Genomic DNA, 13,934 nt, shown 5'->3' with positions numbered 1-13,934 from the left:
ACGGCTACTACGTTTGCCGGAAATCAGGTTTATACTGAATTCATGCAGCTGCACATCCGCAGCCGCTAGTTAGACAGGTGAAACATGGGCAAGAAATTAAAGAATTCCGGTCTGGTTGGACTGGGCGTGGTTGCTGGCATTGCCATCTCCCTGCAATTTTCCGCCATGGCGCAAAAGCCGGTGGATCCTCCCCTGCCGCTGGAAGAACTGCGGCAACTGGCCGATGTGTTCGGCCTCATCAAATCCGATTATGTGGAACCTGTCGAAGACAAGAAACTGCTGACCGAGGCCATCTCGGGCATGGTGGCCTCGCTCGATCCGCACTCGGCCTACCTGGACAAGAAAGCCTACGCCGAACTGCGCGAAGGGTCGCAGGGCAAGTTTGTCGGCCTGGGCATCGAGATCGGCCAGAGCGAAGACGGCTACATCAAGATCGTGGCGCCGATTGAAGATTCGCCGGCCTGGCGCGCCGGCATCAAGCCGGGCGACCTGATCAGCCGTCTCGACAACACCCCGGTCAAGGGCATGTCGCTGGACGACTCGATCAAGAAAATGCGCGGCGAGCCAAACAGCAAGGTCAGCCTGACCGTGCTGCGCAAGGGCGAGGCCGAGCCGCTGGTGTTCAACATCGTGCGCGAAGAGATCCATCAGAAAAGCGTGAAAGGCAAACTGGTCGAGCCGGGCTATGCGTGGGTGCGCATCTCGCAGTTCCAGGAGCCGACCGTGGATGACATGGCGGCCAAGATTGCCGAACTGTACAAGCAGGACCCCGACATCAAAGGCCTGGTGCTGGACCTGCGCAACGACCCGGGCGGCGTGCTGCAGGGCGCGATTGGCGTGGCGGCGGCCTTCCTGCCGAAGGATGCGCCGATCGTCTCGACCAACGGCCAGCTGCCGGACCAGAAGCAGATCTTCTACGGCCGTCCCGAATACTACGCGCTGCGCAACGACAGCGACGCGCTGGCCAAGCTGCCGGCCGCCATCAAGCGGGTGCCGATGGTGGTGCTGGTGAACACCGGTTCGGCCTCGGCCTCGGAAATCGTCGCCGGTGCGCTGCAGGATTACAAGCGGGCCGAGATCCTCGGCACGCAAACCTTCGGCAAGGGTTCGGTGCAAACCATCCGCCAGCTGACCGCCGACACCGCCGTCAAGCTGACCACCGCGCGCTACTACACGCCCAACGGCCGCTCGATCCAGGCCAAGGGCATCACGCCGGACGTGCCGGTGGATGAATACGCCGATGGCGACGGCCTGAACGCCCTGCGCACGCGCGAGGCCGACCTGGCCAAGCACCTGAGCAACGACCGCGAGCAGGAAGGCGAGAAGTCCAGGCGCGACGAACTGGAAGAACAGCTGCGCATCGTCGCCCTGGAGAAAAAGCGCAAGCCGCTGGAATACGGCAGCGGCGACGACTTCCAATTGCAGCAGGCGCTCAACCATCTGAAAGGCCTGCCGGTGCAGACCACCAAACCGACCACGACCGTGGTAGCGGTGGACACCGACCTGAAAAAAGACCTGGCAAAAAAATAACCCCACTCCGGGGTCAGGTCCGCCATTTCAACACGAGCCCAACCGTTGTGAACACAACGGTTGGGCTCGTGTTGAAATGGCGGACCTGACCCCGGAGTTTTTATTTCAGCTAACGTGCAGGCATTTTGTGTAGAATTTGCCTCATTATTGGCTTTGGCCATTGCTCAATTTGAAAGTTTAATCATGAAACAAGCCGTCATCAGCGGTACCGGCCTCTACACGCCAGCGCAGTCGATCTCCAATGAGGAACTGGTCGAGTGCTTTAACGCTTACGTCGAACAATTCAACGCCGACAACGCCGCCGCCATTGCGGACGGCACGGTGACGGCGCTGGAGCCGTCCAGCGTGGCCTTCATTGAAAAGGCATCCGGCATCAAGTCGCGCTATGTGATGGAAAAAGCCGGCATCCTCGATCCCAAGCGCATGGTGTCGCACATCCCGGAACGCGCCGACGAGGAACTGTCGCTGCAGGCGGAAATCTGCGTGGCCGCCGCCCAGCAGGCCATGGACCGCGCCGGCAAGACCGCCGCCGATATCGACATGGTGCTGGTGGCTTGCTCCAACATGCAACGCGGCTACCCGGCCATGGCCGTGGAAGTGCAGGCCGCGCTGGGCATCAACGGCTACGGCTTCGACATGAACGTGGCCTGCTCCTCGGCCACCTTCGGCATCCAGCAGGCGGTGGCGGCCGTGCAAAGCGGCCAGGCGCGCGCGGTGCTGGTGCTGAATCCGGAAATCACCTCGGGCCACCTGAATTGGCGCGACCGCGACAGCCACTTCATCTTTGGCGACGCCTGCACCGCCATCATCGTCGAAGCGGCCGAGACCGCCAAGGGCGCGCACCGCTGGGCCATCCTGGACACCAAGCTGAAAACCAGCTTCTCCAACAATATCCGCAACAACTTCGGCTTCCTCAACCGCTTTGACGAAACCGGCGTCGGCCAGCCGGACAAGCTGTTCCGCCAGCAGGGCCGCAAGGTGTTCAAGGATGTGTGCCCGATGGCCGCCGAGATGATCAAGGATACCGTCAGCAACGCCGGCCTGGAGGTGGCGCAAGTGAAGCGCTTCTGGCTGCACCAGGCCAACCTGAACATGAATCTGCTGATCAGCCGTCTGGTGCTGGGCCGCGACGCCGAACCGGGCGAAGCGCCAGTGATCCTGGACGAGTACGCCAACACCTCGTCAGCCGGTTCCATCATCGCTTTCCACAAATACTCCGACGACATGCCGTCCGGCGAGCTGGGGGTGATCTGCTCCTTCGGCGCCGGCTACTCGATCGGCTGCGTGGTGGTGAAGCGCATCTAATCGACGAAGCGCAAGTCCTTTAACCCGATCGTCGGCAGGATGGCGCGCAGGTAGGGTTCGAGGAAGTCGGGCTGGCGCTCGCGCGCGCCGCCACGGCTGATGGCGATATACACCGGACGGTCCGCCAGGGTGCCGATCTTGCCCTCTGGCGTGGAGTTGAAGGTGACGCCGATCCGCACCACGTGGTCCAGCCAGGCTTTCAGTGACGAGGGCAAGGTGAAGTTGTGCATCGGCGTGGCGATCACCAGCGCGTCCGCCGCTTTCAGTTCTTCGATCAGCAGGTCCGACCAGGCCAGCGATGAGCGGCCCTGCGCATGCGGCGCACCGCCCTCTTTACGCGCCAGGGCGTTGGAATACAGGCTGTCCACATGCGGCAGCGGCTCTGCCCACAGATCGCGCCTGAGCACGCGCGCGTCCGGGTACTGTGCGCGCAGCTGCGCGATGGTCTGCTGCGACAGCAGGTAGCTGACCGATTCCTCACCGCGCGCACTGGCGGTGATGTGCAATATCTTTTTCATGCGAGTGTCTTTCCAAAACGAAGTGCGCCGGGCAGCAGGCCTTCGCGGAAGTAGAAGCGCTGCGCCAGCACGTTAGTCAATCCAGTATCCAGCACCAGCCGCGCGCATTGCGCCTCCTGCGCAAACACGGTCAGCTTGGCCAGCAGCAGCGCGCCCCAGCGGCGGCTGCGGTGCTGTTCCGCCGCGATCAGGTCGTCCACATACAGGAAGCGCCCGTACACGGTGTTCTCCTGATAGCGATAGCCGGCCAGCGCCACCACCTCGCCCTCGTCCCAGACGGCCAGGATGCGGTAGTGCTGTTCATACTGTCGCATAATCTGCGCCACAAAGGCCTCCTCCGATGGGAGGTGGGGACGTAGTTCTTTCATCACAGGGTAGCAGGCGCGCAGCTCCTGCTCGGTCTCGACAATTTTCATGGCAGGTCCTTTCAAAACGCCATCCTAGGCCATCAATGGCATAATCCCCAGAGCCATAAATTAACTTCTGGAGTAGGCCATGGATTTTCTCCAGCTGGATACCAGCGCCGCCGAACCGCTCTATCGACAAATCTACCTGCGCCTGCGCGACGCCATCGCGCAAGGCCTGCTGCAGCCGGGCGACCGCATTCCCGCCGCGCGCGCCCTGGCGCTGGAACTGGGCCTGGCGCGCGGCACGGTGGAATCGGCCTATGGGCTGCTGGCAGCGGAAGGCTATGTGGAGGCGCGCGGCCAGGCCGGCACGGTGGTCACGCCGGCGCTGGCGCGTCACGCACCGGTGGCGCCGGCGCCCCGTGCCCTGCCGGCGCATGACAATCTTGGCGACGCCGCTTCCTCCACCAGGCCGTTCCAGATGGGCATACCGGCGCTGGACGCCTTCCCGCGCAAGGTGTGGGCGCGGCTGGCGGCGCGCGCGGTGCGCGCCATGCAGCCGCAGGACATGATCTATCCGCCATGGGCCGGGCTGCCCGAGCTGCGCATCGCGATCGCGGCTTACCTGCAGCTGTCGCGCGGCATTGATTGCACGCCGTCGCAGGTGTTCATCACCAACGGCTACCGCAACAGCATGGAGCTGTTCACGCGCGCCCTGCTGCAGCCGGGCGACGGCGTGTGGGTGGAAGATCCCGGCTATCCGCCCACCAGCGACCTGCTGCGCGAAGCCGGCATGCGGGTGGTGCCGGTGTCGGTGGATGGCGAGGGCCTGATGGTCTCGCACGGCATCGCTACCGCGCCTAACGCGCGCGCGGCGATCGTCACGCCCGGCCACCAAAGCCCGCTGTGCGTGTCGCTCTCGCTGCCGCGCCGGCTGGCCTTGCTGGACTGGGCGGCGCGCGCCGGCGCCTGGATCGTGGAAGACGATTACGACGGCGAATACCGCTACGTCAGCCGTCCGCTGCCCGCGCTGCAAAGCCTGGACCGCGAAGGCCGCGTGCTGTACTCCGGCACCTTCAGCAAAGTGCTGTTCCCGGCGATACGGCTGGCCTATCTGGTGGTGCCGTCGGCGCAGGTGCCGCGCTTCGAGGAAATCAGCCGCACCTTCGCCGCCGGCGGGCCGGCGCTGATGCAGCACATCGTGGCCGACTTCATGAACGAAGGTCACTTCGCCCGCCACATCCAGCGCATGCGCCGCCTGTATGCGGAGCGGCGCGAGATCGCTGCCGAAGGCTTGTCGGCGGTGCTGGGCAAGCACGTGCAGATCGATCCGCAACCGGGCGGCATGCACCTGATCCTGCGCATGAAGGGCTATCACACCGACCGCGCGGTGGCGGCGCGCATGCGCGAGCATGGCATGTCGGCGCTGGCGCTGTCCGAACGCGGCGTGCTGCCGCATGGCGCATCGGCGCTGCTGCTGGCCTTCACCAATGTCGACACGCCGGAACGGGCGCGGGAGCTGGGCAGGCGCATCCTCAAACTCATGGCCTAGTCGAAAATGCTATTCTTGGCACTTTCACGCTAGGCCATGCAAGCGCAGAATGACTCCATCGTTAATCACTGGAGGAAGTCATCATGAGCAAGCGTCTGGAAATCTTCAAATTCGCACCGGCAGCCTACAAAGGCCTGATCGCGGCCAAAGAGTACGTGTCGTCGGCCCTGCCGGCCGAGTTGCTGGATCTGGTCAACCTGCGCGTCTCGCAAATCAACGGCTGCGCCTTCTGCATCGACATGCACACCCGCGACCTGCTCAAGCATGGGGTCAAGATTGACAAGGTGGCACTGGTGCCGGTGTGGGACGAAGCCGAAGCCCTGTTCAGCGCAAAGGAACGCGCCGCGCTGGCATGGGCGGAAGTGGTCACCCGCGTCGAACAGACCAAGGTGCCGGACGCCGACTACCAGCGGGCCTTGTCGGTGCTGAGCGAACAGGAACTGGCCGACGTCACCATCGCCGTCGCCCTGATGAACGCCTTCAACCGCTTCGGCGTCAGCATGCGCATGCAGCCGGCCGCTCTGGCGCTTTAAGCCAGTTTGCCTGGGGAGTGTGCTAAGGTGAGGGTTTCCCGTAGTTTTTTTGCCAAGGAGCCCCGCACGCATGCCCCATAACATCAGCCTGATCACCACTATCGCCGCCGCTCTGGGAGCTGGTCTCCTGTTCGGTTATCTTGCAACGCGCCTGAGACTGCCGGCGCTGGTGGGCTATCTGGCTGCGGGCATTATCATCGGCCCGGCCACGCCGGGCTTTGTGGCGGATACCGCCCTGGCCGGCCAGCTGGCCGAAATCGGCGTGATGCTGATGATGTTCGGCGTCGGCCTGCACTTCTCGCTCGACGACCTGTGGGCGGTGCGCAAGGTGGCGCTGCCCGGCGCGGTGCTGCAGATCACCGTCGCCACGGCGCTGGGCATGGGCCTCGCGCATTACTGGGGCTGGAGCATCGGCGGCGGTCTGGTATTCGGCCTGGCGCTGTCCGTGGCCAGTACCGTGGTGCTGCTGCGCGCCCTGGAGGAGCGCGGCATCCTGGATAGCTTCAACGGCCGCATCGCGGTCGGCTGGCTGGTGGTGGAGGATCTGGTCACCGTGCTGGTGCTGGTGCTGCTGCCGGCGCTGGCCGGCTCGCTCGGCGGCGAGGCCATCGACGCCCACGGCGGCCATGGCGGCGGCAGCGGCGATCTGTGGACCACGCTGGCCGTCACGCTCGGCCAGGTCACCGCCTTCATCGTGCTGATGCTGGTGGTGGGCCGCAAACTGTTCCCCTGGATTTTGTGGCAAGTGGCGCGCACCAATTCGCGCGAGCTGTTCACACTGTGCGTGATTGCCGCTGCCGTCGGCATCGCCTACGCATCGACCCACTACTTCGGCGTGTCGTTCGCGCTGGGCTCCTTCTTTGCCGGCATGGTGCTGCGTGAATCGGCGCTGGCGCACCGCGCCGCCGAGGAGTCGCTGCCGCTGCGCGATGCGTTTGCGGTGCTGTTCTTTGTTTCGGTCGGCATGCTGTTCGAGCCGTCGATCCTGATCGAGCAGCCACTCAAGCTGCTGGCGGTGGTGGCGATCATTGTGGTCGGCAAATCGGTGGCCGCCTTCCTGCTGGTGCTGGTGCTGCGTTATCCGGCCAAGACCGCGTTGATGGTCTCCGCCAGCCTGGCGCAGATCGGCGAGTTCTCCTTCATCCTTGCGGCACTGGGCCTGTCGCTCAAGCTGATGCCGGTGGAAGGACAAAGCCTGATCCTGGCAGGCGCCATCATTTCCATCGCCTTGAATCCGGTGGTATTCCGCGTGACCAGGCCGCTGGAGCGCTGGCTCAGCAACAACGCCGCGCTGGCGGCGAAATTCGACCGCCCGGCCGACCCGCTGGCCGAGCTGCCGATGTCGGTGCCGCACGAGCATCTGCGCGGCCAGGTGGTGCTGGTTGGTTACGGCCGTGTGGGCCGGCGCATTGCCGCCGCGCTCAAGGAGCGCGGCATCGCCTTTGTGGTGGCGGAGCAGAATCGTGAAGTGGTCGATCAGCTGCGCAAGGACGGCGTGAACGCGGTGGCCGGCAATGCCGGCGAGCCGGCGGTGCTGATCCAGGCCCACATCGCGCACGCGTCGATGCTGGTGATCGCCACGCCGGATACCTTCCATGTGCGCAGCATGATCGAGACCGCGCGCGCGCTCAACCCCAATATCAAGACCGTGGTCCGTACCCACAGCGATGAAGAAGCAGACCTGCTGCGCAACGAGCGCGCCGGGGAAATCTTCATGGGCGAGCAGGAACTGGCCAAGGGGATGACCGCTTATGTATTGGATAGCTTGAACAAATCGGACAAAGGTCACGCGCACTGATGATGAAACGTGTTTTCGCCCCGTGGGCGCTTGCTGTACTGCTGTCGGCTTCTGCGCACGCAGCCGACAAGACTGAGGAAATTCCGGTACTGATCGCAGAATCGATCGACGCGCGCGGTAATCAGCTGCCGACGCCGCCCATCATCTCCGCCGTCGTCAATCTGCTGGCCGCGGACACAGGATTGAATCTGGTGATACGCGCCTACCCATGGCGCCGTGCCCAGGTGATGGCGGAACAAGGGGAGGGCCTGCTGTACGGCGCCGCCAGCACGCCGGAACGACTGCGCGTCTTCCGGTTTACCAAGCCGGTGTACGACGCCAATCAGTGGCTGGTGTCTTCCGCACAGTCGCCGCTGGTGTTCCATCAATGGGAGGACTTGCGTGACAAGGTGATCTCGATTGGCGTCGGCGGCAAGTACGGCCCGGAGTTCGAGGCGCGGCGCGAAAAGCTGTTCAAGATCGAGCAGGACGCCGCCTCCACCGAGAACCGCCTGAAGATGCTCAGCACCCACCGCGTGGACGCGGTGCTGCTCGACAGCTTCCGCAACGCCGCGCAACTGGGCGCCAGCCTGAATTGCCGCTTCCCCGGCGATCACTGGGTGGTGGCGGAGAAGTCGGTGGGCTTCGAGCCGCTGCTGATCGCGGTGCCGAAAAGCCCGCAGATGACCAGGCTGCTGCCGGTGCTGAACAACGCCATCACGCATCTGAAGAAGAACGGCAGCATGCAGAAAGCGGTCGACAGCGTCGCCAACGTCTCCGGCTGCTGATTACAGGCGCGAGGCCAGCTCCGCGCCTTCCTTGATGGCGCGCTTGGCGTCCAGTTCTGCCGCCAGCGCGGCGCCGCCGATTTTGTGAAAGCGCGGCCACCTGGTGTTGGCTTTCGCTTCCTCTTCACTCGGCATCAACTCGGCCAGGCTGTCCTGCCCCGCGCAGATCACCACGTTATCGACCGACAGCAAACGCTGTTCGCCGCCCACGGTGATGTGCAAGCCCTGATCGTCGATGCGGTCATACTGCACGCCGGCGATCATCACCACGCCATTGCGCGCCAATACCGCACGGTGCACCCAGCCCGAGGTCTTGCCCAGCCCCGCGCCCAGGCGCGAGGCCTTGCGCTGCAGGAGGTACAGCTGGCGCACCGGCTCCGGATTCGCCGCCGGCGCCAGGCCGCCAGCGGTGTCGCCCTTGAAGCTGACGCCCCACTCTTTGGCCCAGACGTCCAGCGCCAGCGGCAGCGGGTGCTTCGGATCGTGCAGCAGATACTCGCCCATGTCGAAGCCGATGCCGCCCGCGCCGATAATCGCCACGCGCTTGCCGACCGGCTTCTTGTCGCGCAGGACGTCCACATACGACAGCACCTTCGGATGATCGATGCCCTCGATCGGCGGCTTGCGCACCTTGATGCCGGTGGCGACGATCACATCGTCGTAGCCGCCGGCCAGCAGCTGCTCGCGCGTCACGCGCATATTCAATTGCAGCTTCACGCCGGTCAGTTCGATCTTGCGGCCGAAGTAGCGGATGGTCTCCGCGAATTCTTCCTTGCCCGGCACCTGCATGGCGATCTTGAACTGGCCGCCGATGCTGTCGGAGGCGTCGAACAAGGTCACATCATGCCCGCATTCCGCCGCCACCGTGGCAGCCGACAAGCCGGCCGGACCCGCCCCCACCACCGCCACGCGGCGCTTGCGCGCGGCCGGCGCGTACACCAGTTCCGTCTCGTGGCAGGCGCGCGGATTCACCAGGCAGCTGGCGCGCTTGTTCGAGAAAGTATGATCGAGGCAGGCCTGGTTGCAGCCGATGCAGGTATTGATTTCATCGACGCGGCCCTCGGCCGCTTTCACCACGAAATGCGCATCGGCCAGGAAGGGACGCGCCATCGAAATCATGTCCGCCTCGCCGCGCTGCAGGATGCCTTCCGCTTCCGCCGGCATGTTGATGCGGTTGGACGCCACCACCGGTATCGTCACCTCCAGCCGCAGGCGGCCCGCCAGCGAAGCGAAAGCGCCGCGCGGCACCGAGGTGACGATGGTCGGCACGCGCGCCTCATGCCAGCCATAGCCGGTATTCAGGATCGACACGCCGGCCTGCTGCAAGGCCCTGGCCACGGTCACCACATCGTCCCAGGTGTTGCCGCCTTCCACCAGATCCAGCAAGGAGTGGCGGTACATGATGATGAAATCATTGCCCACTTCCGCGCGGATGCGTTTCACAATCTCCACCGACAAACGCATGCGGTTCTCGATGCTGCCGCCCCAGCGGTCGGTGCGCAGATTGGTGCGCGCGCACAGGAATTGATTCAGCAGATAGCCTTCGCTGCCCATCACCTCCACGCCATCGTAGCCGGCCTCGCGCGCCAGCCTGGCGCAGCGGGCGTAATCGCGGATGGTCTGCTCGATGCCCGCCTCGCTCAGGGCACGCGGCTTGAACGGCGAGATCGGCGACTTCTTGTCCGAGGCCGACACCACGAACGGCTGATAGCCATAACGGCCAGCATGCAAAATTTGCATCAGTATCTTGCCGCTCTCCTCGTGCACCGCCCGGGTCACGCGCCGGTGGTTGGCCACATCGCCCTTGAAGTTGAGCGTACCTCCAAAGGGTAGCAGCCAGCCCGACCTGTTAGGAGAAATGCCGCCGGTGACGATCAAACCCACGCCTCCGCGCGCGCGTTCACGATAGAATGCGGCCAGTTTGCCGTAGTTGTAGAAGCGGTCTTCAAGGCCGGTATGCATCGACCCCATGACGACGCGATTGCGCAGCGTGGTGTGTCCCAGGTCGAGTGGGGCCAGCAGGTGTGGGTAGTTTATCGTTTTCATAATGCCCGCATTAAATCCCAATTCTCTAGATATGGGCTTCTAAAGTCCGTGCGTGCCGCTCTTGTATTCTGCCACCCTTTACCGTACGCTGGTCAAATGATGCGATTCCTTCTGTTTTTGTTGTTAGGTGTGACAGCGCAAATGGGGATGGCGCAAGCACCTAAGCTTGAATTGCCCAAGCTGGAGGTGTCGGTCAACCGCGTTGATCACGAGGGACAACATATGTATGAAGTGGACGCCACCGGCACGGTGGCGGCGCCACTGCCGAAGGTATGGCGCATCCTCACCGGCTATGAACGCATGGCGGAATTCGTGCCGGACATGGAGTCGTGCAAGGTGCTGTCCCGCAATGGCAATGAAGTCATCATCGAGCAATTCGGCGTGGCCCGCTTCCTGTTCATGACCCGCACCATCCACCTGATCGTGCGCGCGACCGAGCAGCCGATGTCCTCGATCGACATCTCGCTGATCTCGGGCGACATGAAGCATTATGAATCGCACTGGGAACTGGTGCCGGTGCCGGAAACCGGCGGCACCAAGGTGATTTACAGGGGGCGCATGATGCCGAACTTCTACGTCCCCGGCCTGCTCGGCTCGAAGATGATACGCAGCGATATCGAACGCATGATGAGCGCCGTGCTGGCGCGCCTGGACCGCAAGGACGCGCCGAAAGTGGAAGCTATTCCGCAGCCTTAAGCCAGATACGCATCCTTGGAGCGCAGCTCGGCGAAGTTTTCCAGATTGCCAATCTTGATCAGCACCGGATTCAGGCTCAACTGCGCCTGCATGGCGCGCCACGCAAACTGCCACTCCTGTTCCTGCGCTTCGGCCACGGTCTTGGTGAAGGCCTGACCCAGCGCCGCGCGGGTGCCGTATTCCACCGCGCCATCGATGCCGGCCCAGCTCGGCAAGGTGCGCTGCACCGCGCGGTGCACGCGCTCGCCGAATTCCTCGGTGTTGTGGATGATCAGGCAGGCATCGGCCGAGAACAGCTCGAACAGCTTGGGATCCCAGGCTTGGGAAAAGCTCAGCGTCAGGCAATTGGATGCCGGCCGCAGGATGAACTGGCCCTGGCGCAGCGCCAGTTCCAGGTCTTCGCGCACGCCGTAGCGGTACAGGGTGGGCGGGCGTTGATAGTCGTGCATGATGTTCTCACATAAAAGGTTTAACGCTTGCGTCGGACATGGCGCTGTGACCGCATCCACGCCGACGCAATGAAGATTTCGCGCAGCAGCGAAATAAAGCTGCCGACCAGGCACAGCACCGACACCACGAAGGTGCCGGCAATATACTTGTCCAGCCCCAGGTTGGTGATGTCGCCAAGGAACAGCATGGCCACGATCACGCACACGAACAGGCCGCAGGCGGTCGACAGCGCGATCGACATATTGATCAGATGCGAACGGCGGTACAGCACGTCGAGTTCATTCAGGTAGGGATCGCTGTAGGCGACGTCCAACCGGTCTTCCAGCACGCGCGAGCGGTCGATGATGCGCGCCAGCCGGTTGGTCAGCACGATCAGGTTGGTGCACACGCCCGACAGCAGGAACACTGGCGCAATCGCCAGCTGGATGATGTGACCGATATCGCCGGTCTGGATGTTCATGATGGCCATGGTTATTCTTATCGATTAGTTCACAGTGTAGCAGCCCGCGTCTCCCCGGGCCGTTTTTCAGGCAAAGCCGCGGGTGCGCTTGAACTGCTCGGTGGCCGCCACCAGCGCCCGCGCGATGCCTGTTTCCATGGCGCCGTGGCCGGCATCCGGGATCATGTTCAGCACCGATCCCGGCCACGCCTGATGCAAGCGCCATGCCGACACCGGCGGACAGATCACGTCGTAACGGCCTTGCACAATCACTGCCGGCAGGTGGGCGATGCGGCCGACGTTGCGCACCAGCTGGTCGTCGCTGAAGAAGCCGAGGTTGGCCATGTAGTGCGACTCCAGGCGGCCGACGCCCAGGTCGAGCGCGTCCGACGGCGGATCTTCGGCCTGCGGCAGCAGGAACACGCGGCGGCCTTCGAAGCGGCTCCAGGCGCGCACCGCCGGCAGGTGCACCGCCGGGTCATCGCTCATGATGCGCTTCACATACGCCTGCAGCAGGTTGCCGCGTTCCTCCTCGGGGATCGGTGCGATGAATTCGGCGTGCACTTCCGGGTGGAACCATTGCGCACCGTCGAGGAACCAGTCGATCTCGGTTTGGGTGCACAAAAAGATGCCGCGCAACACAAAGCCGAGGCAGCGTTGCGGATGCGCTTCGCCGTAGGCCAGTGCCAGCGTCGAGCCCCAGGAGCCGCCAAACACCAGCCATTGCTCGATGTTGAACAGCACGCGCAGGCGCTCGATATCGGCGATCAGCAGCTGGGTGGTGTTGTTGCGGCACTCGCCCAGCGGCAGCGACTTGCCGGCGCCGCGCTGGTCGAACAGGATCACGCGGTACTGTTCCGGATCGAAAAAGCGGCGGTGCTGCGGCGACAGGCCGGCGCCGGGGCCGCCATGCAAAAAGATCACCGGGATGCCGTCGGGATTGCCCACTTCTTCCCAGTAAATGGTGTGCAGGTCATCCACCGCCAGCATGCCGGAACGGCTGGGCGTGATGGGCGGGAACAAGGCGGAACTGGGGTCAAGCATGGCTATCCTTTGAGCATCGATAGCAGATTGTACGAAAAAAAAGCCGGGATCGCGAACGAACCCGGCCCCTGTGTCGTAACGATGCCGCCGCTTAGGACATGTGCTGGCCGCCGTTGATGGCGATGTTGGCGCCGGTCACAAACGCGGCCTCATCCGAGGACAGATAGGCCACCAGACCGGCCACTTCTTCCGGCTTGCCCAGGCGGGCCATCGGAATTTGCGGGATGATCTTGGTGTCCAGCACGTCCTGCGGGATCTCCATCACCATCTTGGTGCCGATGTAGCCCGGCGAGATGGTGTTGACGGTGACGCCCTTGCGCGCCACTTCCAGCGCCAGCGCCTTGGTGAAGCCGTGCATGCCGGCCTTGGCGGCCGAATAGTTGGTCTGGCCGAACGCGCCTTTCTGGCCGTTGACCGACGAGATATTGATGATGCGGCCCCAGCCGCGTTCAACCATGCCGTCGCACACCGGCTTGGTCAGGTTGAAGACCGAATCCAGGTTGGTCTTGATGACCGCGTCCCAATTGACCTTGTCCATTTTCTTGAAGGTCATGTCGCGCGTGATGCCGGCATTGTTCACCAGCACATCCACCGGACCGATGTCTTTTTCGATCGCGGCGATGCACGCCTGGGCCGACTCATAATCAGCCACATCGCAGGGGTAAGCGCGGAAGTTGTAGCCCTGGTCACGGGTGGTGGCCAGCCATTGCTCAACTTTAGGATTGCCAGGGGAATACGTGGTGACGACGCAATAGCCTAGCGCTGACAGCTTGAAACAAATCGCTTCGCCCAGACCACCCATGCCACCGGTTACTAATGCAACTCTTGCCATTTTCGTCCCCTTGAAAAAACACCAAAAAATCGGAAAACACGGGCCGGCACATGCCGGCCCGCTTACAGCTTGCTTGT

General features: G+C 63.5%; 14 protein-coding genes. 7 read left to right on the top strand and 7 right to left on the bottom strand.

The features are described 5' to 3' along the window. Window positions 1-84 precede the first annotated feature (84 nt). Window positions 85-1,530 (top strand): S41 family peptidase, encoded by a 1,446-nt coding sequence (locus ABDW57_RS12075; RefSeq protein WP_343730444.1) that lies wholly within the window; start codon window positions 85-87, stop codon window positions 1,528-1,530. A gap of 183 nt (window positions 1,531-1,713) precedes the next feature. Continuing rightward, the gene (locus tag ABDW57_RS12070) at window positions 1,714-2,835 is read left to right on the top strand and encodes a beta-ketoacyl-ACP synthase III (RefSeq protein ID WP_343730443.1); all 1,122 of its coding nucleotides are present in this window, start codon (window positions 1,714-1,716) and stop codon (window positions 2,833-2,835) included. On the opposite strand, the gene ABDW57_RS12065 is transcribed toward ABDW57_RS12070, so the two are convergent. Both ABDW57_RS12065 and ABDW57_RS12060 read right to left on the bottom strand, forming a co-directional pair. Beyond that, on the bottom strand, window positions 2,832-3,353 hold the full coding sequence (locus ABDW57_RS12065) for an NAD(P)H-dependent oxidoreductase (RefSeq protein ID WP_343730442.1): 522 nt from the start codon (window positions 3,351-3,353) through the stop codon (window positions 2,832-2,834). The two genes, ABDW57_RS12070 and ABDW57_RS12065, sit on opposite strands and share 4 nt — an antisense overlap. Further along, window positions 3,350-3,769, bottom strand: a complete 420-nt coding sequence (locus ABDW57_RS12060) for a GNAT family N-acetyltransferase (RefSeq protein ID WP_343730441.1) — start codon at window positions 3,767-3,769, stop codon at window positions 3,350-3,352. The genes ABDW57_RS12065 and ABDW57_RS12060 overlap by 4 nt, the downstream gene beginning before the upstream one ends. A gap of 79 nt (window positions 3,770-3,848) precedes the next feature. Between ABDW57_RS12060 and ABDW57_RS12055 the strand changes: the two genes are divergently transcribed. The 4 genes from ABDW57_RS12055 to ABDW57_RS12040 all read left to right on the top strand — a co-directional run bounded on the left by ABDW57_RS12055 (window position 3,849) and on the right by ABDW57_RS12040 (window position 8,350). After that, window positions 3,849-5,252 carry a PLP-dependent aminotransferase family protein gene (locus ABDW57_RS12055; protein ID WP_343730440.1) on the top strand — a complete coding sequence of 468 codons (1,404 nt, stop codon included), beginning with the start codon at window positions 3,849-3,851 and terminating at the stop codon, window positions 5,250-5,252. A gap of 83 nt (window positions 5,253-5,335) precedes the next feature. After that, on the top strand, window positions 5,336-5,785 hold the full coding sequence (locus ABDW57_RS12050) for a carboxymuconolactone decarboxylase family protein (protein ID WP_343730439.1): 450 nt from the start codon (window positions 5,336-5,338) through the stop codon (window positions 5,783-5,785). Window positions 5,786-5,855: 70 nt separating this feature from the next. Then, the gene (gene ybaL / locus ABDW57_RS12045) at window positions 5,856-7,583 is read left to right on the top strand and encodes a YbaL family putative K(+) efflux transporter (protein WP_343730438.1); all 1,728 of its coding nucleotides are present in this window, start codon (window positions 5,856-5,858) and stop codon (window positions 7,581-7,583) included. Beyond that, a complete protein-coding gene (locus ABDW57_RS12040; RefSeq protein ID WP_343730437.1) occupies window positions 7,583-8,350 on the top strand; it encodes an ABC transporter substrate-binding protein in 768 nt (255 codons plus the stop codon). Before ybaL ends, ABDW57_RS12040 begins: the two co-directional genes overlap by 1 nt. Here ABDW57_RS12040 and ABDW57_RS12035 read toward each other — a convergent pair whose 3' ends face one another. Beyond that, window positions 8,351-10,396 (bottom strand): NADPH-dependent 2,4-dienoyl-CoA reductase, encoded by a 2,046-nt coding sequence (locus ABDW57_RS12035; RefSeq protein WP_343730436.1) that lies wholly within the window; start codon window positions 10,394-10,396, stop codon window positions 8,351-8,353. 147 nt (window positions 10,397-10,543) lie between these two features. On the opposite strand from ABDW57_RS12035, the gene ABDW57_RS12030 reads away from it, so the two are divergent. Further along, the gene (locus ABDW57_RS12030; RefSeq protein WP_343730435.1) at window positions 10,544-11,092 is read left to right on the top strand and encodes an SRPBCC family protein; all 549 of its coding nucleotides are present in this window, start codon (window positions 10,544-10,546) and stop codon (window positions 11,090-11,092) included. On the opposite strand, the gene ABDW57_RS12025 is transcribed toward ABDW57_RS12030, so the two are convergent. The 4 genes from ABDW57_RS12025 to phbB form a co-directional block, all read right to left on the bottom strand. Next, the gene (locus tag ABDW57_RS12025) at window positions 11,089-11,541 is read right to left on the bottom strand and encodes a hypothetical protein (protein ID WP_343730434.1); all 453 of its coding nucleotides are present in this window, start codon (window positions 11,539-11,541) and stop codon (window positions 11,089-11,091) included. The two genes, ABDW57_RS12030 and ABDW57_RS12025, sit on opposite strands and share 4 nt — an antisense overlap. A 20-nt stretch (window positions 11,542-11,561) precedes the next feature. Next, window positions 11,562-12,002, bottom strand: a complete 441-nt coding sequence (locus tag ABDW57_RS12020) for a DUF2721 domain-containing protein (protein ID WP_161016167.1) — start codon at window positions 12,000-12,002, stop codon at window positions 11,562-11,564. A 66-nt stretch (window positions 12,003-12,068) separates the two neighbouring features. Next, window positions 12,069-13,025, bottom strand: a complete 957-nt coding sequence (pip, locus tag ABDW57_RS12015) for a prolyl aminopeptidase (RefSeq protein WP_343730433.1) — start codon at window positions 13,023-13,025, stop codon at window positions 12,069-12,071. Window positions 13,026-13,116: 91 nt separating this feature from the next. Next, window positions 13,117-13,857 (bottom strand): acetoacetyl-CoA reductase, encoded by a 741-nt coding sequence (gene phbB, locus ABDW57_RS12010; protein ID WP_343730432.1) that lies wholly within the window; start codon window positions 13,855-13,857, stop codon window positions 13,117-13,119. Window positions 13,858-13,934 lie beyond the last annotated feature (77 nt).

The sequence above is a fragment of the Duganella sp. genome, from assembly GCF_039595735.1.
Classification (GTDB): domain Bacteria; phylum Pseudomonadota; class Gammaproteobacteria; order Burkholderiales; family Burkholderiaceae_D; genus Rugamonas.
Note: the sequence above shows the minus strand (reverse complement) of the source record. Positions and strands in the feature narration are given on the sequence as shown.

What these genes read in the sequence shown, in the direction of transcription:
- ABDW57_RS12075 (WP_343730444.1), top strand. Translation starts at nt 85, where the DNA reads ATGGGCAAGAAATTAAAGAATTCCGGTCTGGTTGGACTGGGCGTGGTT.
- ABDW57_RS12070 (WP_343730443.1), top strand. Translation starts at nt 1,714, where the DNA reads ATGAAACAAGCCGTCATCAGCGGTACCGGCCTCTACACGCCAGCGCAG.
- ABDW57_RS12065 (WP_343730442.1), bottom strand. Translation starts at nt 3,353, where the DNA reads ATGAAAAAGATATTGCACATCACCGCCAGTGCGCGCGGTGAGGAATCG.
- ABDW57_RS12060 (WP_343730441.1), bottom strand. Translation starts at nt 3,769, where the DNA reads ATGAAAATTGTCGAGACCGAGCAGGAGCTGCGCGCCTGCTACCCTGTG.
- ABDW57_RS12055 (WP_343730440.1), top strand. Translation starts at nt 3,849, where the DNA reads ATGGATTTTCTCCAGCTGGATACCAGCGCCGCCGAACCGCTCTATCGA.
- ABDW57_RS12050 (WP_343730439.1), top strand. Translation starts at nt 5,336, where the DNA reads ATGAGCAAGCGTCTGGAAATCTTCAAATTCGCACCGGCAGCCTACAAA.
- ybaL (WP_343730438.1), top strand. Translation starts at nt 5,856, where the DNA reads ATGCCCCATAACATCAGCCTGATCACCACTATCGCCGCCGCTCTGGGA.
- ABDW57_RS12040 (WP_343730437.1), top strand. Translation starts at nt 7,583, where the DNA reads ATGATGAAACGTGTTTTCGCCCCGTGGGCGCTTGCTGTACTGCTGTCG.
- ABDW57_RS12035 (WP_343730436.1), bottom strand. Translation starts at nt 10,396, where the DNA reads ATGAAAACGATAAACTACCCACACCTGCTGGCCCCACTCGACCTGGGA.
- ABDW57_RS12030 (WP_343730435.1), top strand. Translation starts at nt 10,544, where the DNA reads ATGGCGCAAGCACCTAAGCTTGAATTGCCCAAGCTGGAGGTGTCGGTC.
- ABDW57_RS12025 (WP_343730434.1), bottom strand. Translation starts at nt 11,541, where the DNA reads ATGCACGACTATCAACGCCCGCCCACCCTGTACCGCTACGGCGTGCGC.
- ABDW57_RS12020 (WP_161016167.1), bottom strand. Translation starts at nt 12,002, where the DNA reads ATGAACATCCAGACCGGCGATATCGGTCACATCATCCAGCTGGCGATT.
- pip (WP_343730433.1), bottom strand. Translation starts at nt 13,025, where the DNA reads ATGCTTGACCCCAGTTCCGCCTTGTTCCCGCCCATCACGCCCAGCCGT.
- phbB (WP_343730432.1), bottom strand. Translation starts at nt 13,857, where the DNA reads ATGGCAAGAGTTGCATTAGTAACCGGTGGCATGGGTGGTCTGGGCGAA.